The sequence below is a fragment of the Streptomyces sp. SolWspMP-5a-2 genome (assembly GCF_900091845.1).
In the GTDB taxonomy this organism is placed as follows: Bacteria; Actinomycetota; Actinomycetes; order Streptomycetales; family Streptomycetaceae; genus Streptomyces; species Streptomyces doudnae.
Window position 1 is genome coordinate 1 of the sequence record NZ_FMCI01000199.1, and the last position, 21,633, is coordinate 21,633.

Below are 21,633 nucleotides of genomic sequence, written 5' to 3' on the forward strand. Positions count from 1 at the left end.
CCAACTCCACCCAGGGGCGGTCGATCAGCGTCCGCACCCTCGGGCAGGGCGTGCCCTTCACCCGGCAGGCCGCCCAGGTGCAGGTGCCGACGGCGACGCCCCCGCCGCACCACCCCAACGGCGGCGGCAAGCGGCGCAAGCTCGGCACCCCGCCCGACCCCGCGGCCGGTCGCCCGCACCCTACGGGCGAGCAGCCCGCCGCGCAGGCCCAGCCGCAGCCGCAGGCCCCGTCCGCCTCGCAGGCCGGGCAGTCGCGGCTCGCGCAGGGCACCGAGGGCAGTGGCCGGTCGTACGCCATAGGCGCCCCCGACGTGAACGCCGACGAGGGGCCCGAGCCGCTGGACGGTCCCGGTGGCGCCGTCGAGGTCGCCGACCCGCCGCGCGCGCAGCCGCTGGACGACGAGCTGCCGCCCGAGCCGCTCGACAACCCGCGACGGCTGCTGGTGTGGCCCGCCCCGGACGTGACGACCCAGCAGGCGCTGAGCGACCGCGGCTACCGGCCGGTGATCGTGCACTCGCGCGAGGAGGTCGACGCGCAGATCGCGGCGTTCCCCGCCGCCCTCTTCGTGGACCCGCTGACCGGGCCGATCACCCGGACCGCCCTCCAGTCGCTGCGGCAGGCCGCGGTGGCCGCCGAGGTGCCGGTGATGGTGACGGCCGGGCTCGGGCAGGCGACCCGCGAGGCCGCGTACGGCGCCGACCCCGCCGTCCTGCTGAAGGCGCTGGCGCCGCGGGACAGCGAGCAGCATCCGCCGCGGGTGCTGCTGATCGAGGAGCACGCGGAGATCGCGCTGGCGCTGACGTCCACGCTGGAGCGGCGCGGCATGCAGGTCGCGCGGGCGGCGAGCGACGCGGACGCGGTCACGCTGGCCGGGCAGTTGCGGCCGAACCTGGTCGTGATGGACCTGATGCAGGTGCACAGGCGGCAGTCGGGGTTCGCCGGGATCATCGACTGGCTGCGGGCGAACGGGCAGCTCAACCGGACCCCGCTGGTCGTCTACACGGCCGCCGTCGAACAGGCCGACCTGCCCCGGCTGGCGTCGGGCGAGACGGTGCTGTTCCTCGCCGAGCGGTCCACCAGCCCGGAGGCGCAGAGCCGCATCGTCGACCTGCTGGCCCGGATCGGCACCAACTGACCGACGGCGAGCACCGGTCGGCGGGACGCGTCCGGCCGCCGGGCCCGTGGCTCAGGGGGCCACGATGCGGCGGGCCGCTTCCTTGATCGACGCGCGCAGGCGGTCGCGGTCGGTCGGGTCGCCGCCCGCCAGGATGCGGCTCATCTGCGGCACGACGGTCGCCCAGTTGGCGAGCGCGATCAGCAGGAAGAGGAGGTCGCGGGCGGGGATCGCGTCGCTGATGACGCCCCGCCGCTGACCGTCCCTGACGGCCTCGACCTTGGCGGCGTAGTGCGCCTGGCGCCGCTCCTCGTCGGGGAGGTCGGCGGTGCCGTACTCGATGCCCTCCCAGTAGAGGAGGCGCAGCAGGCCCGGGTGGACGGCGTGGTAGTCCATCAGCCGGTCGAGCCAGCCCTCGATGTCGTCCGGGTCGACCGGCACCGCCGCCGCGAGGTCGACCATCGAACGGCCCAGGACCTGCGAGAACAGCTCGGACTTGTTGCCGAAGTAGGCGTAGATCAGCTGCTTGTTCGCCTTCGCGGCGGACGCGATCCGGTCGATGCGGGCACCCGCGATGCCGTACCGGGCGAACTCGGCGACCGCCGCCTCGAAGATCCGGGCCTTCGTCGCCTCGGGGTCCCTGCTCGCTGTCATGGGGGAAGGGTACCGCCGCAAGTAACCAACCATTTGGTTGACGAGGAATGCGGGGGCGCCGCAGACTGTTGCCGCCCATGTTCCAACCAATTGGTTGGTTGACGACCGCCCCGCCCGCCCCACCACGACACCCGGTCCCCGCCTGCCCCACCGCGACACCCGTCTCCCCGTTCCGCACCTCGTCCCCTCCCGCCCCACCACGGCACCCGCCTCCCCTCCCGCACTTCGTCCCCTCCCGCCCCACCACACGGCACCCCGCCCCCTCCCGCACCTTGTCCCACCCCGCCCCACCCGAGGAGCACCTCTCCATGCCGTCCGAAGCCACCGCCGCCCGTACGAGCCCTCGGCAGGTCCGACGGCCCCCGGTCGCGCCGCGGGACCGGATACTCCTGCCGCTCATCGCCCTCTGCACGGCCGCCACCGCCGCCAACATCTACCTCGCCGCGCCGCTGCTCCCGCTGATCGCGCGCGACTTCGGCTCGACCCCGTCCGCCGTGGCCTGGGTCGCCTCGGTCGCGCAGTTCGGCTACGCGGCCGGGCTGCTCTTCTTCGCCCCGCTCGGCGACAGCGTCAGCAGGCGCCGACTGGTCGCCGTCCTCTCCCTGGTCACCACGGCCGCGCTGGTCGTCGGCGCGGTGGCCCCGGGGATCGGCGCGCTCGCCGTCGCGGTGCTGGTGGCGTCCGCCGCGACCGTCGTCCCGCAACTGCTGGTGCCGCTGGTCGCCGAACGCGCCCCCGCCGACCGGCGGGCCCGGCACGTCGCCGCCGTGATCTCCGGGCTCTTCACCGGGGTCGTCGCGGCCCGGGTGCTCGGCGGGCTGGTCGGGCAGGCGTTCGGGTGGCGGGCCGCCTTCGTGGGGGCCGCGGCGCTGACCGCCGTCCTCGGCCTCGCCACCGCCGCCGTCCTGCCGGTGGAGCGGCGACGGCGCGAGGGACCCCTCTTCGCCGGGCTGGCCGCGATGCCGTCGCTGGTGCGCCGCTCGCCCGACCTGTGGCGGGCGTGCGTGCGGCAGGCCGGGATGTACGGCGCGTGGAGCGCCCTGTGGACGACGCTCGCGCTGCTGCTGACCGAGCGGCCGTACGGCCTCTCCACCGCGACCGCCGGGCTGTTCGGCCTCTTCGGGCTCACCGCGAGCCTGGTCGCGCCGCTGGCGGGCGGTCTGGTCGACCGGTTCGGCGCGGCCAGGGTCGTCCGCTCCGGGTACCTCCTCGCGGCCGTCTCCGTGCCGCTGTTCTGGCTGGGCGGGCACGTGATGGCGGCCCTGTTCGTGGCCGCGATCGCGATCCACGCGGCGCTGGTCGCCTCGCACGTCGCCAACCAGACGCTCGCGCTCACCACCACCCGGTCACCGGCCGTCGCCAACAGCGCCTACGTGGTCGCGGGGTTCGCGGGCGGCGCCACCGCCTCCGCCCTGGCCGGTCTCGCCTTCACCCACGGGGGCTGGGGCGGCGTCTGCGCGGTGGCGGGCGTCTGGCTGCTGGCGGGATGGGGGACGACGGCGGCACGCCGCTGAGACGTGGACCTTCGGTGCCGCGGGTCCACGTCTCAGCGGTGCTGCGGCTCCACGGTGTCGCGGCGTCGCGGTGGGTGCGCCCCTGCCGTTGCGTCCCTGCCGGTCGGGGTGAGGTGCTCTCCGCGCCCCGCGCCCGGCCGGCCGCCCCGCCGCCGCCTCCCCGGCCCGCTCCTCAGAGCCGGGTGACGTCCAGGTCGCCGTCCGCGTACCGCCTGCGCAGCACCTTCTTGTCGAACTTGCCGACGCTCGTCTTCGGGACGGACTCGATGACCGTCCAGCGCTCCGGGAGCTGCCACTTCGCGATCCCGCCCTCGGCGGCGAGGAAGGCGCGCAGGGTGGTGAAGTCGGCGGCGGCGCCCTCCCGCAGGACGACCGTGGCCAGCGGGCGCTCGCCCCACTTGTCGTCCGGGACGGCGACGACGGCGGCCTCGGCCACGTCCGGGTGGGCCATCAGCGCGTTCTCCAGCTCGACCGAGGAGATCCACTCGCCGCCGGACTTGATGACGTCCTTGGCGCGGTCGGTGAGGGTCAGGAAGCCGTCCGGCGAGATCGTGCCGACGTCTCCGGTCTTCAGCCAGCCGTCCGGGCTGAACTTGTCGGCGGGGCGCAGCGGTTCGGCGTCCGGGCCGTTGTAGTAGGCGCCCGCGATCCAGTTGCCGCGCACCTCCAGCTCGCCCGCCGACTCGCCGTCGTGGGGCAGCCGTTCGCCGCCGGGGCCGGTGAGCCGGGCCTCGACACCGGCCGGGAAGCGGCCCTGGGTGAGCCGGTACGCGAACTCCTCGGGCGTGCCGATGACATGGGCGGGCGGCCGGGCGACCGTGCCGAGCGGGGACGTCTCCGTCATGCCCCAGGCGTGGCAGACCCGCATGCCGAGGCGGTCGAACGCCTCCATCAGGGCGGGCGGACAGGCCGAGCCGCCGATGGTGACCTGGGTGAGGGAGGTGACGTCGCGCGGGCGGGCGGTCAGCTCGGCGAGCAGGCCCTGCCAGATGGTGGGGACGGCCGCCGCGTGCGTCGGACGCTCGCGCTCGATCATCTCGGCCAGCGGCACGGGCTGGAGGAACCGGTCCGGCATCAGCATGTTGACGCCGGTCATGAAGGTCGCGTGCGGCAGGCCCCAGGCGTTGACGTGGAACTGCGGGACGACGATCAGCGACGTGTCCTGGTCGGTGAGGCCCATCGACTGCGCCATGTTGACCTGCATCGAGTGCAGGTAGATCGAACGGTGGCTGTACACCACGCCCTTGGGGTCGCCGGTGGTCCCGGAGGTGTAGCAGAGGGCGGCTGCCTGCCGTTCGTCCAGCTCGGGCCAGTCGTACGCGGTGGGCCGGCCGGCGATCAGCTCCTCGTACTCGTGGACGCGCGCGGTGGCTCCGGCGAGCGGGGCGCGGTCACCGGGGCCGCTCACCACCACGTGCTCGACCGTCGTGAGGTGCGGGAGCAGCGGGGCGAGCAGCGGGATCAGGGAGCCGTTGACGATCAGCACCCGGTCGGCCGCGTGCCGGACGATCCAGGTGAGCTGCTCGGGCGGGAGCCGCAGGTTGAGGGTGTGCAGGACCGCGCCCATCGCCGGGATCGCGAAGTACGCCTCGACGTGCTCCGCGTTGTTCCACATCAGGGTCGCGACCCGGTCGTCGTCCGCGATGGCGAGTTCGTCGCGCAGGGCGTGCGCGAGCTGCGCGGCACGGTCGCCGATCTCGGCGAAGCTGCGGCGGTGGGGTTCCCCCTCGCCGGACGCGCCGTCGGTCCATGTGGTGACCTGCGAGGCCCCGTGGATCGTCGACCCGTGGGTCAGGATCCTGGAGATCAACAGCGGTACGTCCTGCATCGTGCTCTGCACGGCGTCCTCCCGGGGCGACATTGCCAACGGCGGTGGGGTTGCGCCGATTCTGCGCACATACCGCGCGGTATGTCACTAGGCATCGGGGATCGATCACGTCACGTCCGGTGGACATTCACCCACAGTCACCGTATTACCGTACAAGCCCCAGCTCGGCATCCTCGCGCAGCTTGCCGAGCGCGCGCGACACCGCCGACTTCACCGTGCCCACCGAGACGCCGAGGACCTCGGCCGTCTGCGCCTCGCTGAGGTCCTCGTAGTACCTGAGGACGACCATCGCCCGCTGCCGGGCCGGGAGTCTCAGGACCGCCCGCCACATCGCGTCGCGCAGCGCCTGCCGCTCGGCCGGGTCGTCGCCGTCCGGCAGCGGCTCCGGCTCGGGCAGCTCGTCGCACGCGAACTCGTCGACCTTCCGCTTGCGCCACTGCGAGGTGCGGGTGTTCAGCAGCGCGCGGCGGACGTACCCGTCCAGCGCGCGGTGGTCCTCGATCCGCTCCCAGGCGACGTACGTCTTGGTCAGCGCCGTCTGCAGCAGGTCCTCCGCGTCGCTGGGGTTCGCGGTCAGCGACCGGGCGGTGCGCAGCAGCACCGGCTGACGGGCCCGCACGTAGGACGCGAACGACGGGTACGAGGGCATCCGCGCCGCGGGCTCGGCAGCCGTGGACGCGCTGGTGCAGACGAGTGTGGTCATGGATTCCACGCTAGGAGCGGGGGCGGCTCCGGCGGATCGCCCGGAGGTCCCGAAGCGGGGTCCCCCTCAGGTTGTAGGGGTGGTGCGGGCCTCACCTCCTGAAGGTGGAGGAACGGGTAGGGGGTACTGCGGGACGACCCTGATGAACGGAGGGGGCGGCGAGCGGCGGGAGCCGGGCACGGGAGCCCCGACTGGTCCGGCGCGGGCGGGAGGGCGCCACGACGCCCGGGGAGGGCGGGGCCGGGCGGGAGCGGGAGCCGGGCGGGGGCGGGAGGGCGTCCGGGGCTCTCCGACGCGAGCGGACGGCGTCCGGGACCCGGGGAGGCCGAGGATCCGGGGAGGCCGAGGGTCCGGCGGGGCGCGGGAGGGGCCCGGGACCCCAGGAGGCCGGAGGGCGCCCGGAGAGCCAAGGGCCCCGCGCGCGCCGCTCCGCCCTCAGTGGTCGTCGGCCGTCAGGATCAGCCCCGACGTCGGTACGCCCGTGCCCGCCGTCACCAGGACGTGTTCGGCGCCCCGCACCGGGTTCGCCGCCGTGCCGCGGAGCTGGCGCACGGCCTCCGCGATGCCGTTCATGCCGTGCAGGTACGCCTCCCCGAGCTGTCCCCCGTGGGTGTTGAGCGGCAGGGTGCGCGCGGCCACGAAGTCCGCCGCCTCGCCCTTGCCGCAGAAGCCGAACTCCTCCAGCTGCATGAGCACGAAGGGCGTGAAGTGGTCGTAGAGGATCGCCACGTCGATGTCGGCGGGGGTCAGCCCCGAGGTGCGCCAGAGCTGGCGGGCGACCACGTCCGTCTCCGGCAGGCCGGTCAGGTCGTCGCGGTAGTAGCTGGTCATCTGCTCCTGCCCGCGCCCCGCGCCCTGCGCCGCCGCCGCGACGACCGCGGGCCGCCCGACCAGGTCCCTGGCCCGTTCGACGGAGGTGACGACGAGCGCCTGGCCGCCGTCGGTCTCCTGGCAGCAGTCCAGCAGCCGCAGCGGTTCGACGATCCATCGGGAGGCCGCGTGCTCGGCGAGGGTGAGCGGACGGCCGTGGAAGTAGGCCGCCGGGTTCGTCGCCGCGTACATCCGGTCGACGACGGCGACCTGGCCGAACGCCTCCGGGGTCAGGCCGTACGCGTGCAGGTAGCGGCGCGCGGCCATCGCCACCCAGGAGGCGGGCGTGAGCAGCCCGAACGGCAGCGCCCAGCCGAGCGCCGCGCCCTCCGCCGACGGCTCCCGGTGCCGCACCCCGGAGCCGAACCGGCGCCCGGAGCGCTCGTTGAACGCCCGGTAGCAGACGACGACCTCGGCCACGCCCGCCGCCACGGCGAGCGCCGCCTGCTGGACGGTCGCGCAGGCCGCGCCGCCGCCGTAGTGGATCCGGGAGAAGAAGGACAGCTCGCCGATCCCGCACGCCTGGGCGACGGTGATCTCCGGGCTGGTGTCCATCGTGAACGTCACCATGCCGTCGACGTCACCGGGGGCGAGTCCGGCGTCGTCGAGCGCGGCCCGCACCGCCTCGGCGGCCAGCCGCAGCTCGCTGCGTCCGGAGTCCTTGGAGAAGTCGGTGGCGCCGATCCCGGCGATCGCCGCCCGCCCGCCGAGGGCGTCCCGCGCGCGCACGCTCACGGGCGGCCTCCCGACGACGGGACGACGACGGTGGCGGTGCCGGTGACGTGGTGCCCGAGGCGGTTGGCGCCGACCACCCGGACGGTCACGACGTCCCGGGCGCCCTCGCCCCCGCCGCTGCCGCCCTCCTCCGGCGCGACCGTCTCCACCGTGCCGGTCAGGACCAGGGTGTCGCCGGGGTGGTTGGGGGCGCCGAGCCGGATCGCCACCCGGCGCAGGACGGCACCGGGGCCGAAGCGGTCGGTGAGGTAGCGCCCGACCAGGCCGTTGGTGGTGAGGATGTTCATGAAGATGTCCGGGGAGCCCTTGCTCCGGGCGGCCTCGGCGTCGTGGTGCACGTCCTGGAAGTCCCGGGAGGCGAGGGCACCGGCGACGATCAGGGTCCGGGTGACGGGGATCTCCAGGGCGGCCAGCACCTGCCCGGGGAACACACCAGCCTGCCCGTCCCCCTGCCCGCTTCCCGGCCCGTCCCCCTGCCCCTCCGCCTGCGCGCTCACGCGCCCGTCCACCTGCCCCTCCGCCTGCCCCTCCGCCTGCCCGTCCCCCTGCCCGGTCACGCGCCCGCCGCCGTCCGGGCGCGGAACACGGGAAGCGTCAACTCGTCGTCGTAGGTGCGGAATTCGACGTCGACGGGGAGGCCGACGCGCACCTCGCCGGGCGGTACCCCGACCACGCTGCTGATCATCCGCACCCCTTCCGCCAGTTCGATCAGCGCGACCGCGTAGGGCGGTTCGAAGGCGGGGAAGGGCGGGTGGTGCATGACGACGTACGAGTAGACCGTCCCCGCGCCGCTCGCCTCGACCGGCGTCCACTCCGGGCTGCCGCAGCCGCCGCAGCCCGGCAGCCAGGGGAAACGGAGGGCGGCGCAGGCGGCGCAGCGCTGGACGAGGAGGCGGTGGCCGCGGACGCCCTCCCAGAAACCGGCGTTGTCCCGGTTGACGACGGGCCGGGGCCGCAGCGGACGCTCGCTCTGCTCCTCCGACCCCGTGGCGGCTTGCGCGGGGCGGTACTTGAGGATGCGGAAGCGGTGGGTGCCGGCCGGCTCGGTGCCGACCCGGACGTCCATCCGGGTGGTGACGAAGTAGCCGGTGCCCAGCCGGGTCGTCTTGCGCGCGGAGACGGACTCGATGACGGCGTCGAAGCCGATCTCGTCGCCGGGGCGCAGCGGGCGCAGGTACTCCTGCTCGCAGTCGGTGGCGACGACGGAGGTGCAGCCCGCGTCGTCGAGGACGGCGAGCAGGTCGACGTAGGGGCCGGTGCGGCTGTTGCGGCCGTCGAGCCCGGCCATCGTCCAGGCCTGGAGCATGGTGGGCGGCGCGACGGCGTCCGGTCCGCGGTAGCCGGGGTGGGTGTCGCCCATCGCCTCGCACCAGTGCCTGATCATCGCCTGGTTGACGGGGTCCCGCCCGCGCCCCGCGACGGCGGCGGGCCGCCCCTCGTACTGTTTGAGCAGCGCGCCGAACGCGTCGTCGCCTTCTTCTTCTCCTGCCGCTTCTCCGCTCGTCACCACGGTTGCTGACTGTCCGTCAGATCTGATGAGGTGTCAAGACATGGCGTAGGGGCGGCGAGAACGCCTGAGCGGCGGCGCCGAAGCACCGCCGCACAGACATGTCACCACCCCACGAAGCACACCCCGGCCGTCAGGGGCGGTTCACCACAGGCGGTTGAAGTGGACGAGGACGTTCTCGTTCCCCTGGTTGATCGCCGTGAAGGCGGAGCCCTTGACCTGCGCGGTGTTGCTCTGGTTCGTGGCCCCCGAGCCGACCGCGTTCTGCTGCGTGGTCGACAGGTTGCCGGTGTTGTCGTGGCCTACGCCGCTGCCGAGGATGCTCGCGACACCGGCGTTCGATCCGTTGTCCGCGAAGCCACCGTTGTCCGCCACCGAGACGCCGGTGAACAGCGCGGCTGCCAGCGGGAGGGCGGAGACGGCGGCGATGACGCGGGCGGTACGGATGCTTGCCATGTTTTCTCCTCCAGGACCCGGCTCTTGGCCGGAAGTACGTCAAGTAAGGCTCTTTCCGGGGCAGTTGGCCGACCGCCTCGGTGTTCTGCACGACGTCGCGGAATCAGAGTTGCCCACCGGACCCCCGGTGAACCACCCCGGATGAGGCGATTCCCCCTCAAGTGCTACGACAAGTCGATAAACCCCTTTCGCTACCTCTTCCGCTGAGACAGGACAGAGGCACCGCTAACATCCCAAGCGGCACATAAGGTGAAGCGTTTCGTCAACCTCTGATCGACTCCGCCGGAACCCGGCGCGTCTTGTCTGCCCCCCTTCCTTTTTTCGAACGCGAGTACGAAAATTTCGTCATGGCCACCGCACGGCGCCCCACGCCACCGGCCCTCGCGCACGCCCTGTCCGCGGCGGAACGCGGACTGGCGGTCTTCCCCCTGTCCCGGACCAAACTCCCGGCACTGCGCTCACCCCACCGGGAGCGGGGAGAGGGCGACGCGGAGACGGAGAGGGGTGAAGGGGGCGACAGGGAGAGGCAGTTGCCTCCGGGTGAGGGCCCCGGCCCCACGGACTTCCGGGACCCTCCGGCCCCCTGGCCCCCGCTGAAGTCCGGAGACCCCGCCGACTCTTGGGCCCCGCCGAGGCCCGGGGACCCCTCAGGCTCCTGGCACCCACCGAAGCCCGGGCACCACCCGGGCCCGTGGGACCCGCCGAGACCCGGGAACCACTCGGGCCCGTGCGACTCGCCGAGACCCGGGAACCACCCGGGCTCCTGGGACCCGCCGAAGCCCGGGGACCATTCAGGCTCCTGTGATCCTCCCGGCACCGGGGAGGACGACGCCGCGACGGCAGCCACAAACGCCGCCCGCTCCCGCTATCGCGCCCACCCCCATCCCCCCCACTCTCACTCCCGCCCCTGTCACGGCGAGTGCGGGCGTCCGGGGCACGGGGTGTACGACGCCTCGACCGACCCGGCCCGCGTCCGCGCCCTGTTCGCCGCGGCTCCCTGGGCGACCGGATACGGCATCGCCTGCGGCCTGCCCCCGCACCACCTCATCGGCGTCGACCTGGACACGAAGCCCGGCACGGACGGGGTGGCGGAGCTGTGCGCACTGGCGCGGCGCCATCTGTTCACGATCCCCGGGACGGTCGTCGTCCTGACCCCCAGCGGGGGCCGCCACCTCTGGCTGACCGGGCCGCCCGACACGGCCGTCCCCAACTCGGCGGGGCGACTGGCACCGGGCATCGACATCCGGGGCGCGGGCGGCTACCTGGTGGGCCCGGGGTCCCGCACGGACCACGGCGTCTACCGCACGGCGCCCGGCACCGGCGGGCTGGCTCCCGCGCCCTGCCCGGCACCGCTCCTGCGGCTCCTGCTGCCCCCGCCGCGCGCCCTGCACCCGAGGGCGGCACCGGCGGACGGCGGCTACCACGGGCAGGGCCTGGTCCAGTTCGTGCTGGCGGCACGGCCGGGCCAGCGCAACTCCCGCCTGTTCTGGGCCGCTTGCCGCGCCTACGAGAACGGCATAGGACCGTCCCTGACCGGCCCCCTCCTGGACGCGGCCCACGCCACGGGCCTGACGGAACGCGAGGCAAGGGCGACGATCACCTCGGCGGCCCGCATGACGGGACACCGGGGGTAGAGGCATGGGGGCGAGCCCCGTACAGGGGTACGGAGGCCGGGCCTCGAGACACGGCGAGCGGGCACGACGGCAACGGCAACGGCCCCCGACCGTCTCACCAGGTCAGGGGCCGTGCGTACCGCTTCTCGCGCGGAGGCGGTGGGATTTGAACCCACGGTGACATCGCTGCCACGACGGTTTTCAAGACCGTTCCCTTAGGCCGCTCGGGCACGCCTCCCCGCGTCGCCGGTGATCGGCGGCGCGGGGACAAGAGTAACGGGTGGGTACGCGCGCGTGCCGGTCAGCCGTCGCCGTCGCGCGAGGCCAGGGTCAGTTGCACCGTGTGGGTCTTGCCGCCCCGTTCGTAGGTGATCGTGACCTTGTCGCCGGGCTTGTGGGTCCAGATCTCGCCGATCAGGGTGGGCCCGGAGTCGATGACGCGGTCGTCGAGCTTGGTGATGACGTCGCCCGGCTTCAGTCCGGCGTCGGCCGCGGGGCCGCCCGCCTCGACCGCGTCCGAGCCGCTCGCGCCCTGCTCGGTGATCTTCGCGCCGCCGCTGGAGTCCTCCAGGGAGACCGACGCGCCGATCTTCGCGTAGACCGGCTTGCCGGTCTTGATCAGCTGCTGGGCCACGTACTTGGCCTGGTTGATCGGGATGGCGAAGCCCAGGCCGATCGAGCCGGACTGGCTGGAGCCGCCGAGGCCGCCGCTGCCGGTGGACTGGATCGCGGAGTTGATGCCGATCACGTTGCCCTGGGCGTCGAGGAGGGGGCCTCCGGAGTTGCCCGGGTTGATCGACGCGTCCGTCTGGAGGGCGCTCATGTACGAGGCGTTGGAGCCGCTGCCGTCGCTGGAGGCGACCGGGCGGTTCTTGGCGCTGATGATGCCCGTGGTGACCGTGTTGGAGAGCCCGAACGGGGCGCCGATCGCGATCGTCGAGTCGCCGACGGCGACCTTGTCGGAGTCGCCGAGGGTCAGCGGCTTCAGGTCGGACGGCGCGTTCTTCAGCTTGATGACGGCGACGTCGTAGCCCTGCGCGTGGCCGACCACCTCGGCGTCGTACTTCTTGCCGTCGGGGAAGGTCGCCGAGAGCTTGCCGCCGCCCACCGCGTCGGCGACGACGTGGTTGTTGGTGACGATGTGGCCCTGGGTGTCGAAGACGAACCCGGTGCCGGTGCCGCCCTCGCCGCTGCTGGACTCGGCCTCGATGGTGACCGTGCTGGGCAGCGACTTGGCCGCCACGCCCGCGATGGTGCCCGGGTCGCGCTTGACGGCGCCGCCGCTGGTGGAGGCGGAGACGGTCGTCGAGCCGCCGCCGTCGTCGTTGTTCTTGGCCAGGGTGTAGCCGACGCCGCCGCCCAGACCGCCGGCCACCAGGGCGGCGATCAGGATGCCGACGGCGAGGCCGCCGCGGCCGCGTCCCGACTTCGGGGCGGGCTGCTGCTGGGCGTACGGGGCGCCCCAGACGTCGGTGCCACCGCCACCGTCACCCGCGCCCGCCGGGGCGGGGTACGCGTACGCGGGGGTGCCGGGCGGCGGGGGCGGCCAGGACGCGTCGGGGGCCGAACTGCCGTACGCCTGGGTGCGCGGGTCGCCGTGCGCGGCCTGCGGGGCCCCCGGGTGGGCGGGCGCGGGGGCGCCCTGCGGCACCGGCGGGATCGGGGTCGTGGGGGCGCCCCCCTGGGGGGCGGTGCGCTCCTGCGGCGCGGAGGCAGCGGGAGCGTCCACCGGCACGGGGGGTGCGGACGGGGCCGGTGGTACCGCGGTGCCCTCGTTCTCGGTGCTCACAGCTTCTCTCCTCGGTCCACGGCTGGTGTTCTCGGTCGCACTCGGTCACGCTCGTTCTCGTTGGTCCACGGCCCGGCGCGCTTCAGCTGTGCATGTCCTTTTGTATGCCGTCAGCTTTTCCCATGAGCCGTCAGGGCACCATAAGCGGGGCCTGTGGGTGTACGACCATTCCTTATATAGGTCATGACGGTACAAAAGGCTGCAATTCGGATTCCGCCGATCGCCGTCCCGGCCCGACGGGCGGACACGGGAGCGCACCGCCCCGCCCGCGATGGCACCATGACGCGGTGACCCTCGCACGGCAGCACCGGATCCAAGTCGTCGCCCACCGCGGAGCCTCCGAAGACGCTCCCGAGCACACCCTGGCCGCGTACAAGAAGGCGATCGAGGACGGTGCGGACGCCCTCGAGTGCGATGTGCGGCTGACGGCCGACGGACATCTCGTCTGCGTCCACGACCGCCGCGTCAACCGTACGTCCAACGGCCGCGGCGCGGTCTCGGCGCTGGAGCTGGCCGACCTCGCCGCCCTGGACTTCGGCTCCTGGAAGGCCCGTGACGAGGCGCCCGACTGGGAGTTCGGCCCGGACGACCGCGCGGACACCTCCGTGCTCACCCTGGAGCGGCTGCTGGAGCTGGTCGCGGACGCCGGGCGGCCGGTGGAGCTGGCGATCGAGACCAAGCACCCCACCCGCTGGGCGGGCCAGGTCGAGGAACGGCTGCTGCTGCTCCTGAAGCGGTTCGGCCTCGACGCGCCCGCCTCCGCCGCCGACTCCCCCGTGCGCGTGATGAGCTTCTCGGCGCGCTCCCTGCACCGCGTGCGGGCCGCGTCGCCGACGCTGCCGACGGTCTACCTGACGCAGTTCCTCTCGCCCCGGCTGCGGGACGGACGGCTGCCCGCCGGCATCCGGATCGCCGGGCCCTCGCTGCGGATCGTGCGCAGCCACCCGGGCTACGTGGAGCGGCTCAAACGAGCCGGTCACCAGGTGCACGTGTGGACCGTCAACGACCCCGCGGACGTCGACCTCTGCGTCGAACTGGGCATCGACGCCATCATCACCAACCGGCCAGGTCCGGTCCTGCGCCGCCTCGGCCGCTGAGCCGCCGCCCGCCGGACCCCGCCGTCCGGTGAAGACCTGTGGCGAAACCTTGACCCCGACCCCTTTCCGCCGTCATCCTCCGATCTCGGCCGAGCGCCCAAATCAGGCCAAACAGCTACAGGGTGTGCACCGGCGCGTTCGGTGCGTGTTCGAAGGTGATGAATGCGTCGTCGGACCCGATGCGGCCGGTTTCCGGCACAGGCCGGTGGGGCATCCACACCGTGGCGTGGGGCGAAGGAGGTCTCGGGGGTGGCGTTGGTGGTGGCACAGGAAGTGCCCGCGTCGTCGAGCATGGCCGTTCCCCATGGCCCTGCGGGCGTGTGCGAGGCAAGACACCGGATGCGGGAACAACTGCGCGACGGCGGGGTGTCGGACACGGTCATCGACGATGCCGTGCTGATCCTGTCGGAGCTGCTGAGCAACGCGTGCCGGCACGGCCGTCCGCTGGGCGGCGCGCTCGCGGGGGACGGCGACGTCCGCGCCGCGTGGAACGTGGACCGCGGCGGCAGGCTCACCGTGGAGGTGACGGACGGCGGCGGCCCGACCCGCCCGGCTCCGGCCACCCCGTCGGTGACCGCGCACGGCGGCCGCGGCCTGAACATCATCTCGGCGCTCTCGGACGACTGGGGCGTCCGCGACGACGCCCGCGGCGAGGTCACGGTCTGGGTGGTGGTCCACCGCGACGTCCACGACCCCGACGCGGGCTACCGCAGGGACGATTTCGCTACGCGCGTCACCGCTCCCCCGGTGGGCCCGCCGGCATCGCTGCCCGCCCTGGACTTCGCGGACGCCTTCGCCGACGACCTGGACTGACCCGGGGCGGCCGACACGGCGGGGGTCACGAGTGCGCGCCTGCCCGTCCGCGGAGGCCGACCCGCGGCCGGTCCCCAGGTTCACGTGCCCGCCGCGGTGTCCACGGGTTCCCGCGCCCACGCGTCGTCCCCAGGTTCACGTGCCCGCCGCGGTGTCCACGGGTTCCCGCGCCCGCGGCGTGGTGCACCGGTCCCCGTCGTCCACCGCGCCGTGACGGGTTCCCGCCCCTCACCGCGCCGTCCGCCGGATCCCCGTCGTGCGCCGCGTCGTCCACAGGTTCCCTTGCCCCGCCGCGTTGTCCACAGGCTCCCGACGCTCCCGGCGTGAACGGCTAGGCTCCCGCCGTACCAGACGAGCCGTAATCGGGAGACACCCACGATGGCCAAGAAGCAACCCCAGACGAAGGCCAAGCGCCCGCAGCCGAAGGACGCGGAGATCCCGGTGGTCGGCGCCCGCGAGCCCTGCCCCTGCGGCAGCGGCCGGCGCTACAAGGCCTGTCACGGCCGGGCCGCCTCGCACGCCGTCACCGAGCTGGTGCACCGGCCCTTCGAAGGGCTCCCCGGCGAGTGCGACTGGGTGGCGCTGCGCGAACTGGTGCCCGCCGCCACCGTCGAGCTGCCGCTGAAGGGCGGCCTGCCCGAGGGCGTCACGTCGGTCACCCTCGCCACCGTCCTGCCGATGGCGTGGCCCGCGCTGCGCCGCGAGGACGGCTCGGTCCTGCTCGGCCTGCAGAACGACACGGCGTCCGGCGACATCAGCCGCGACCTCGCCGACACCCTCACCCGCGCGCTCGACGCGGCGCCCGGCTCGCCGGTGCAGGGCCGCAGGGCGCCCGCCGAGGGTCCCCGGCTCCAGGATCTGCTGGACCCGGAAGGCGCGTTCGAGCCAGTTGTGCACACCGGGTTCGAGTTCTGGGTCCCGGACGCGGAGAACGCCACGCCGGAGGTCACCGCCTCCCTGGAGCGGGCCAACGCCGCCGCCATCCCCACGGTGCGGCTGACGGGCGTGGACGCCGCCTACTGGTGCGAGACCCCCGACAAGAACCACCTGCGCTGGGTCATGCCGCACCCGGAGGAGCAGCTTCTGGACGCTCTGGCGCGGCTGCACGCGGCGGGCCGTTCCGGCCTCGGCGAGGGGACCCGCCTGGTGGGCTCCTTCCGCGCTCACGGGCTCACCGTGCCGGTCTGGGACCTGCCGAGCGGGGTCGGGGCGGAAGATGTCGAGAAGCCGGCCGCCGAGTTCGCCGAGCGGCTCGCCGAGGCCCTCACGACGGACGCGCCGCTGACCGCGGACGAGCGCCGGGCGCGCGGTGGACTGACCAACCGGCAGGTCACGCTGAGTTGACGGACGGTGCCGGGCCCCGCCGGGACTGACTCACCGGTCAGCCGCGGACGGTCCCGGCGGATCGGCGGAAGCGGTCACAAGTGCCCGTCGTCACAGGCGGATCGGTGACCGGAAAGCCCGGATCGAATTTGCGAACCGCCGATCTCTTGTTACCGTTCCAGTAGCCCGGTTGCTGGTGCATCCCCCGTCGCCAGCAACCGGGTCTTTTCATGCCCGCGTTCTCTTTACGGAACGCAGCCGTCCGTCAACTCCCGTCGGCGGCACCGGAGTTGCTGCCGGACCGCAGCAGCAGGGGCCCTTCGCCCGCCCGCGCGGCGAACTCGGTGACGGCCGTGTAGCCGTCCGGTCCGCCCCTGGTCGGCTCCCTCGGCGTCTCGCACGTCCCCGGGTCGTCCCCGGCGCCCGCGGCGCAGCTCGTGCGCACGGTGCGGTCCGCGGGGCCCATGAGGGTGAGGACGGCGTCCAGGGCGTCGCCGGTCGCGTTGCGGTAGTAGGCGCGGGCCCAGGTGTCGCCACCCTGCGTCAGCACGCAGGTCTGCGCCTCGACGCCCTCGGGGGAGGTGAGCGCGGGTCCGCAGCGGGCGGCGGTGGCCAGGCCGAGGCCGAGCAGCAGCGGGGTGCGGGAGGGCCGGGCGGTGGGCGCCTTGGCGTCCCGGTCCGCCGCGGGGGCGCCCTCGGCACCGGACGCGCCCGCGGAGCCGGGGGCTCCGGTGGGCCGGGCGGACCCGGAGGGGGCGGAGGCGGCGGCGTGTTCCCTGTCGCCGACCGGCCCCGCGGACGCCACGGCCAGCGGCAGCGCGAGGGCGCACACCACGGTGCCGGCGAGGCCCAGCAGGCGGAGGTTCATGGGACGGAAGATAACTTCCGCGCGCGGGCGGGCCGCCCCGCGCGCGCCGGACAGCGCTACAACTCGGGCGCGCTCACACCCGTACGAGTGAGGGCCTCGACCACGGCGTCCACCACGGCCTCGACGTCGGGCACCCAGGGGGAGGCGGAGCCGGGCAGCGGCGCGCGCTCCCAGCGCAGCCCGCCCTCGCCGGTCTCGGACGGCGGCAGCGCGAGATAGCCGCCCTCGCCGTGGAAGCGGAGCGAGTGCGGCACCCAGTCCTGGGCGTAGAGCAGCTCGCCCAGCTGCTCCATCGAGTAGGGCTTGACGAGGATCGCCCAGCGGCTGGGCGTGGCCACCACCGGGCCGAGCCGCATGCCCGCCCGGTCGAGCGCGGCGAGGGCCTGCGCGGCGGCGGGCGCCGGGAGGCTGACCGCGCACGGTGCCCGGCCGCCGGTGGCCAGGACGATCGGGGCGGCGGGCCGGTTGGTCCACCACCAGCGAACCATGCGCGCGTCGGTGGTGGCCGCGAGCACCGCCGGGTCGAAGGGGTGGGCACCGGGAATCACGCACTCGGGGTCGGGGCAGGCGCAGCGGGAACGGGCCCGCGGATCGGCCGGCACACCAGGGAGTACGGGCCACTGCCATTCCGCCGCGAAGGTCAGGGCCGCGCCGAGCAGGTCAGGCCCTCCGTCGCCGCGCTGGGACAGGAGCCTGCGTCGCCTTCCGAGGATCTCGCGCATGAGCGCTCGTTCCTTTCCGTTGCACCGCTGGCAACACCGTGGGCCACATCACACATGAGTCGATCACTGGACTGTGCGTACCTGTTGGCGCATCACACCCCTGTCCGAGACAGAGGGAACCCCTACGGGCCGGGCATCGGCCGCGTCCGTGGCGGTCGCTGCCGCCGTGCCGTGTCGCGCCCTTGCTCCATCACGAGCAGGGGCATCGCGTGGGAGTGGCGAAGTCTGGCGTCGTGCCGTCCCGCGTCAGTGCGTGTTTCTCTTCGCCTCCGCCACGGGAGGGTGGGGCACGGTCGTCAGTGGCTAAGACGCTCGGGTCGGTCACCAGGTTCCGGGTGGCGGTCAACCACCCCTGGCCTTCTCCGAGTACGTACCCATCACGACCGGTGTGACGCTCTGTGGAGCAAGGCCAGTCGACCGCAATACCCCGTAACCCGAGGCAGTTTTAAGCCAACTTTGCTTTTCGGTAAGAGTTCGCCGGGAGACCTATGGACACCGTGAATCCCGGCAGGACAATGCTGGACATCCCCTTACGAGTGCGTGTACATGTGGAGACACTGCCAGCGGCGCAGAATGACATGGGGGTTTGCGATGCTTCTGAGCAATACGCACCGGTCGGAAAGCCGAACACCATGAACGCTCCTCACCCCTCGAAAGTGGCCGGAATCGATTCGGCGGTGCCCTCTCCCGCACAGACTGTCGCGCCCTCCCCGGCCGCCCCGATCACCCCGGTCAGCGCGCCGAACGCGCCGGGCGCCCTGCTCCAGGACCGCCTCGCGGGCTGGGTCTCCGACCTCACCACGCTGCACGAACTCACTGAGCGGCTGACCCGTACCGGCACGCTCGACGAGGCCCTGCGCGAGCTGCTGCGCGCCGGAGCCGCCCTGGTGGGCGCCCGGCGCGGACTCGTCGTCCTGGAGCCCGCCGACGGGCTCGGACCGGACACCACCGTGGGCCTGGGCCTCGCGCGGGCCGATCTCGGTCACCTGGAGACGGTGCCGCGCGCCGCGACCCCCTGCGGCCGGGTCCTGGACGCCCTCCCGGAGGCGGACGCCGGGATCGCGCAGCCCGACCTCCTCGCCGAGGACGGCCTCGACCCGCGCCACCGCGAGGTGGCGGTCCGGCTCGGCTACGCGGCGACCTACGCGCTGCCGCTGGCCGCGGCGCCCGGGGAGCGCGTCGGCGCGGCCGTCTGGTTCTACGACGAACCCGCGGCGCCCTCCGAGCGGCAGCGGCACCTCGCCGGTCTCTACGCGCGCGGGGCGGGCGCCCATCTGGCCCGGCTGGTCGAGGTGGAACGCACCCGCGCGGCGATGGCGACGATCTCCGAGGAACTGCTGCCGTCCCGGCTGCCCCGGGTGGCGGGCGTCCAGCTCGCGGCCCGGCACCGCACGGGACCGCGCGGCGGGGGCGACTGGTACGACGCGCTGCCGCTGCCGGACGCCGCGCTGGGGCTCGCCGTCGGCGCGGTGACCGGCTCGGGGCCGAGCGCGGTCGCCGCGATGGGACGGCTGCGGGCCTCGCTGCGGGCGTACGCGGTCATGGAGGGTGAGGACCCGGTCGCGGTCCTGTCCGACCTGGAGCTGCTGCTGCGGCTGACCGAACCGGCCCGCTCCGCCACCGCGCTGTTCGCGTACTGCGAGCCCGCGCTGCGCCGGATCACCCTGGCCGGGGCCGGGCACTGCCCGCCGCTGCTGGTGGGCGAGCACCGCACGGAGTTCGTGGAGACGACCGTCTCCGCGCCGCTCGGCATGCTGTCCTGCTGGGAGGCGCCCAGCGTGGAGCTGGAGGTGCGGCCGGGCGAGACGGTGCTGCTGTACACGGACGGCCTGCTGCACCGCGCCGGCGACAGCACCGACCGCGCCTTCGCCCGGCTGCACGCGGCGGCCGCGAGTGTGCCGCGGGCGCTGCGCGAGGACCCGGACGCGATCGCCGGGCACGTCCTGCGCGCGATGCTCCCGGACGACGGGGTGGACGCGGACGGCGAGGACGTCGTCCTGCTGGCCGCGCGGTTCGACGCGGCGGAGTGAGCCGGGGGCGCGTCCGGGCGGCACGCACACCCGGTGACAGGCGCATACCCCCCTCTACCCCCTTACCGTACGACCGTGCGACCGTACGATGTATGCGGTACGGGGGTGTCCCCTACCCGGGCGAAGCCGGGACCCGAAGGCGGTCCCGCGCCGTATCGAGGAGGATGACCGTGGCCGAGGAGCTCACCCCGGAGAACCCGGACGAGGCCGAGGAGCCGATCAAGCAGCGCAAGAACGGCCTGTACCCGGGCGTTTCCGACGAGCTGGCCGACAGCATGAAGTCCGGCTGGGCCGACACCGCGCTGCGCGGTCTCGAACCGATCGCCCAGGCCGCCGAGACCGCCGCCCGCCGCGCCGCGCTCTCCGCCCGCTTCCCCGGCGAGCGGCTGGTGATCCCCGCGGGCAACCTGAAGACCCGCTCGAACGACACCGAGTACGCGTTCCGCGCCTCCGTCGAGTACGCCTACCTCACCGGCAACCAGACCGAGGACGGCGTCCTCGTCCTGGAGCCCGTCACCGGCGGCCACCGCGAGACGATCTACCTGCTGCCCCGCTCCGACCGGGAGAACGGCGAGTTCTGGCTCTCCGGACAGGGCGAGCTGTGGGTCGGCCGCCGCCACTCCCTCACCGAGTCCGAGGCGCTGTACGGCATCCCGGCGTCCGACGTGCGCGAGCTGGCCGACACGCTGCGGGAGGCCACCGGCCCGGTCCGGGTGGTGCGCGGGTACGACGCGGGCGTCGAGGCCGCCCTCACCGACAAGGTCACCGCCGAGCGCGACGCCGAGCTGCGGACCTTCCTGTCCGAGGCGCGGCTCGTCAAGGACGACTTCGAGGTCGGCGAGCTGCAGAAGGCCGTCGACTCGACGGTGCGCGGCTTCGAGGACGTCGTGCGGGTCCTGGACAAGGCCGAGGCGACCAGCGAGCGCTACATCGAGGGAACGTTCTTCCTCCGCGCGCGGGTCGAGGGCAACGACGTCGGCTACGGCACGATCGCCGCCGCGGGACCGCACGCCTGCACGCTGCACTGGGTGCGCAACGACGGCCCGGTGCGCTCCGGCGACCTGCTGCTGCTCGACGCGGGCGTCGAGACGCACACCTACTACACCGCCGACGTCACGCGCACGCTGCCGGTCAACGGCCGCTTCAGCGAGATCCAGCGGAAGATCTACGACGCCGTGTACGACGCCCAGGAGGCGGGCATCGCGGCCGTCAGCCCCGGCGCCAAGTACCGCGACTTCCACGACGCGGCCCAGCGGGTGCTCACCGAGCGGCTCGTGGAGTGGGGTCTCGTCGAGGGCCCGGTGGAGCGGGTGCTCGAACTCGGCCTGCAGCGCCGCTGGACCCTGCACGGCACCGGCCACATGCTCGGCATGGACGTCCACGACTGCGCCGCCGCGCGCGTGGAGTCGTACGTCGACGGCACGCTGGAGCCGGGCATGGTGCTCACCGTCGAGCCCGGCCTGTACTTCCAGGCCGACGACCTGACCGTGCCCGAGGAGTACCGCGGGATCGGCGTGCGGATCGAGGACGACATCCTCGTCACCGCCGACGGCAACCGGAACCTCTCCGCCGGGCTGCCCCGGGAGTCCGGCGAGGTCGAGAGCTGGATGGCCGCGCTGCTCCAGGGCTGACGCACCGACCGGCGGCCGGGCACGGACGTGCCCGGCCGCCGTCGTACCCGGGCCCGTTCACGCGCGCCCGTCAGCCGGGCGGGGCCCGGTCAGCGGCAGCGCGTCCACGAACAGGGCGCCCGCCAGCAGACCGGCGCTGCCGCGCGGGCTCCACGCGCGCGCGTGCAGGTCGGCGTCGAGGGCGAGCAGGGCCGCGCGCCCGGCCGCCGTCGCCGTGCCGCCCGCCTCCAGGACGCCCCGGGNGCCCGCCTGGACGTGCCGCAGGCCGTGCGGCCCCGCCGTGTGCAGCAGCTCCGTGTCCTGGAGCGTCGACATCACGGTGAGCAGGGCGTCCAGGCCCGCCTCGGGCCCGCTCGCCCCGGCCG

General features: G+C 74.0%; 19 protein-coding genes and 1 tRNA gene. 8 read left to right on the top strand and 12 right to left on the bottom strand.

The genetic code is table 11. From position 1 onward, the window contains the following. The coding region (locus GA0115242_RS19935) for a response regulator (protein ID WP_141721676.1) at positions 1-1,136 on the top strand (1,136 nt) is incomplete at its 5' end. A gap of 51 nt (positions 1,137-1,187) precedes the next feature. Here GA0115242_RS19935 and GA0115242_RS19940 read toward each other — a convergent pair. Beyond that, the gene (locus GA0115242_RS19940) at positions 1,188-1,769 is read right to left on the bottom strand and encodes a TetR family transcriptional regulator (protein ID WP_093830349.1); all 582 of its coding nucleotides are present in this window, start codon (positions 1,767-1,769) and stop codon (positions 1,188-1,190) included. Between the two features lie 308 nt (positions 1,770-2,077). Between GA0115242_RS19940 and GA0115242_RS19945 the strand changes: the two genes are divergently transcribed. Next, the gene (locus GA0115242_RS19945; RefSeq protein WP_093830351.1) at positions 2,078-3,283 is read left to right on the top strand and encodes an MFS transporter; all 1,206 of its coding nucleotides are present in this window, start codon (positions 2,078-2,080) and stop codon (positions 3,281-3,283) included. A 172-nt stretch (positions 3,284-3,455) separates the two neighbouring features. Here the strand turns inward: GA0115242_RS19945 and GA0115242_RS19950 are convergent, their stop codons facing one another. The 6 genes from GA0115242_RS19950 to GA0115242_RS19975 form a co-directional block, all read right to left on the bottom strand. Further along, positions 3,456-5,144, bottom strand: coding sequence for a long-chain fatty acid--CoA ligase (locus tag GA0115242_RS19950; protein ID WP_093830353.1), 1,689 nt, complete (start codon positions 5,142-5,144; stop codon positions 3,456-3,458). Positions 5,145-5,256: 112 nt separating this feature from the next. After that, positions 5,257-5,814 (bottom strand): SigE family RNA polymerase sigma factor, encoded by a 558-nt coding sequence (locus tag GA0115242_RS19955; protein WP_093830355.1) that lies wholly within the window; start codon positions 5,812-5,814, stop codon positions 5,257-5,259. Between the two features lie 435 nt (positions 5,815-6,249). Next, entirely contained in the window at positions 6,250-7,419 is a 1,170-nt protein-coding gene (locus tag GA0115242_RS19960) for a lipid-transfer protein (RefSeq protein ID WP_093830357.1), read from the bottom strand. Further along, positions 7,416-7,850, bottom strand: a complete 435-nt coding sequence (locus GA0115242_RS19965; protein WP_093830359.1) for a MaoC/PaaZ C-terminal domain-containing protein — start codon at positions 7,848-7,850, stop codon at positions 7,416-7,418. The genes GA0115242_RS19960 and GA0115242_RS19965 overlap by 4 nt, the downstream gene beginning before the upstream one ends. 122 nt (positions 7,851-7,972) lie before the next feature. Continuing rightward, entirely contained in the window at positions 7,973-8,929 is a 957-nt protein-coding gene (locus GA0115242_RS19970) for a bifunctional MaoC family dehydratase N-terminal/OB-fold nucleic acid binding domain-containing protein (RefSeq protein WP_256089475.1), read from the bottom strand. Positions 8,930-9,070: 141 nt separating this feature from the next. Further along, complete coding sequence (locus GA0115242_RS19975) at positions 9,071-9,382, bottom strand: hypothetical protein (RefSeq protein ID WP_093830361.1); 312 nt, start codon at positions 9,380-9,382, stop codon at positions 9,071-9,073. Positions 9,383-9,975: 593 nt separating this feature from the next. On the opposite strand from GA0115242_RS19975, the gene GA0115242_RS19980 reads away from it, so the two are divergent. Next, a complete protein-coding gene (locus GA0115242_RS19980) occupies positions 9,976-11,016 on the top strand; it encodes a bifunctional DNA primase/polymerase (RefSeq protein WP_370672303.1) in 1,041 nt (346 codons plus the stop codon). A gap of 130 nt (positions 11,017-11,146) precedes the next feature. On the opposite strand, the gene GA0115242_RS19985 is transcribed toward GA0115242_RS19980, so the two are convergent. Further along, positions 11,147-11,233: transfer RNA gene (locus tag GA0115242_RS19985), tRNA-Ser, on the bottom strand. A 63-nt stretch (positions 11,234-11,296) separates the two neighbouring features. Continuing rightward, positions 11,297-12,784 carry a S1C family serine protease gene (locus tag GA0115242_RS19990; RefSeq protein WP_093830363.1) on the bottom strand — a complete coding sequence of 496 codons (1,488 nt, stop codon included), beginning with the start codon at positions 12,782-12,784 and terminating at the stop codon, positions 11,297-11,299. Between the two features lie 287 nt (positions 12,785-13,071). On the opposite strand from GA0115242_RS19990, the gene GA0115242_RS19995 reads away from it, so the two are divergent. The 3 genes from GA0115242_RS19995 to GA0115242_RS20005 all read left to right on the top strand — a co-directional run bounded on the left by GA0115242_RS19995 (position 13,072) and on the right by GA0115242_RS20005 (position 16,038). Beyond that, positions 13,072-13,881, top strand: a complete 810-nt coding sequence (locus GA0115242_RS19995) for a glycerophosphodiester phosphodiesterase (RefSeq protein ID WP_093830365.1) — start codon at positions 13,072-13,074, stop codon at positions 13,879-13,881. A gap of 162 nt (positions 13,882-14,043) precedes the next feature. After that, on the top strand, positions 14,044-14,694 hold the full coding sequence (locus GA0115242_RS20000) for an ATP-binding protein (RefSeq protein WP_093830367.1): 651 nt from the start codon (positions 14,044-14,046) through the stop codon (positions 14,692-14,694). Positions 14,695-15,072: 378 nt separating this feature from the next. Beyond that, a complete protein-coding gene (locus GA0115242_RS20005; RefSeq protein WP_093830369.1) occupies positions 15,073-16,038 on the top strand; it encodes a DUF5926 family protein in 966 nt (321 codons plus the stop codon). Between the two features lie 244 nt (positions 16,039-16,282). On the opposite strand, the gene GA0115242_RS20010 is transcribed toward GA0115242_RS20005, so the two are convergent. Beyond that, complete coding sequence (locus GA0115242_RS20010) at positions 16,283-16,885, bottom strand: hypothetical protein (RefSeq protein ID WP_093830371.1); 603 nt, start codon at positions 16,883-16,885, stop codon at positions 16,283-16,285. 56 nt (positions 16,886-16,941) lie between these two features. Next, positions 16,942-17,607 carry a bifunctional DNA primase/polymerase gene (locus GA0115242_RS20015; RefSeq protein ID WP_093830373.1) on the bottom strand — a complete coding sequence of 222 codons (666 nt, stop codon included), beginning with the start codon at positions 17,605-17,607 and terminating at the stop codon, positions 16,942-16,944. Between the two features lie 515 nt (positions 17,608-18,122). On the opposite strand from GA0115242_RS20015, the gene GA0115242_RS20020 reads away from it, so the two are divergent. Together GA0115242_RS20020 and GA0115242_RS20025 are read left to right on the top strand one after the other, a co-directional pair. Further along, the gene (locus GA0115242_RS20020) at positions 18,123-19,637 is read left to right on the top strand and encodes a PP2C family protein-serine/threonine phosphatase (RefSeq protein WP_176729862.1); all 1,515 of its coding nucleotides are present in this window, start codon (positions 18,123-18,125) and stop codon (positions 19,635-19,637) included. A 164-nt stretch (positions 19,638-19,801) separates the two neighbouring features. Next, positions 19,802-21,268, top strand: a complete 1,467-nt coding sequence (locus GA0115242_RS20025; protein WP_093830377.1) for an aminopeptidase P family protein — start codon at positions 19,802-19,804, stop codon at positions 21,266-21,268. 57 nt (positions 21,269-21,325) lie between these two features. On the opposite strand, the gene GA0115242_RS20030 is transcribed toward GA0115242_RS20025, so the two are convergent. After that, positions 21,326-21,633: triphosphoribosyl-dephospho-CoA synthase (locus tag GA0115242_RS20030; RefSeq protein WP_176729861.1), on the bottom strand; the 308-nt coding region annotated here is incomplete at its 5' end.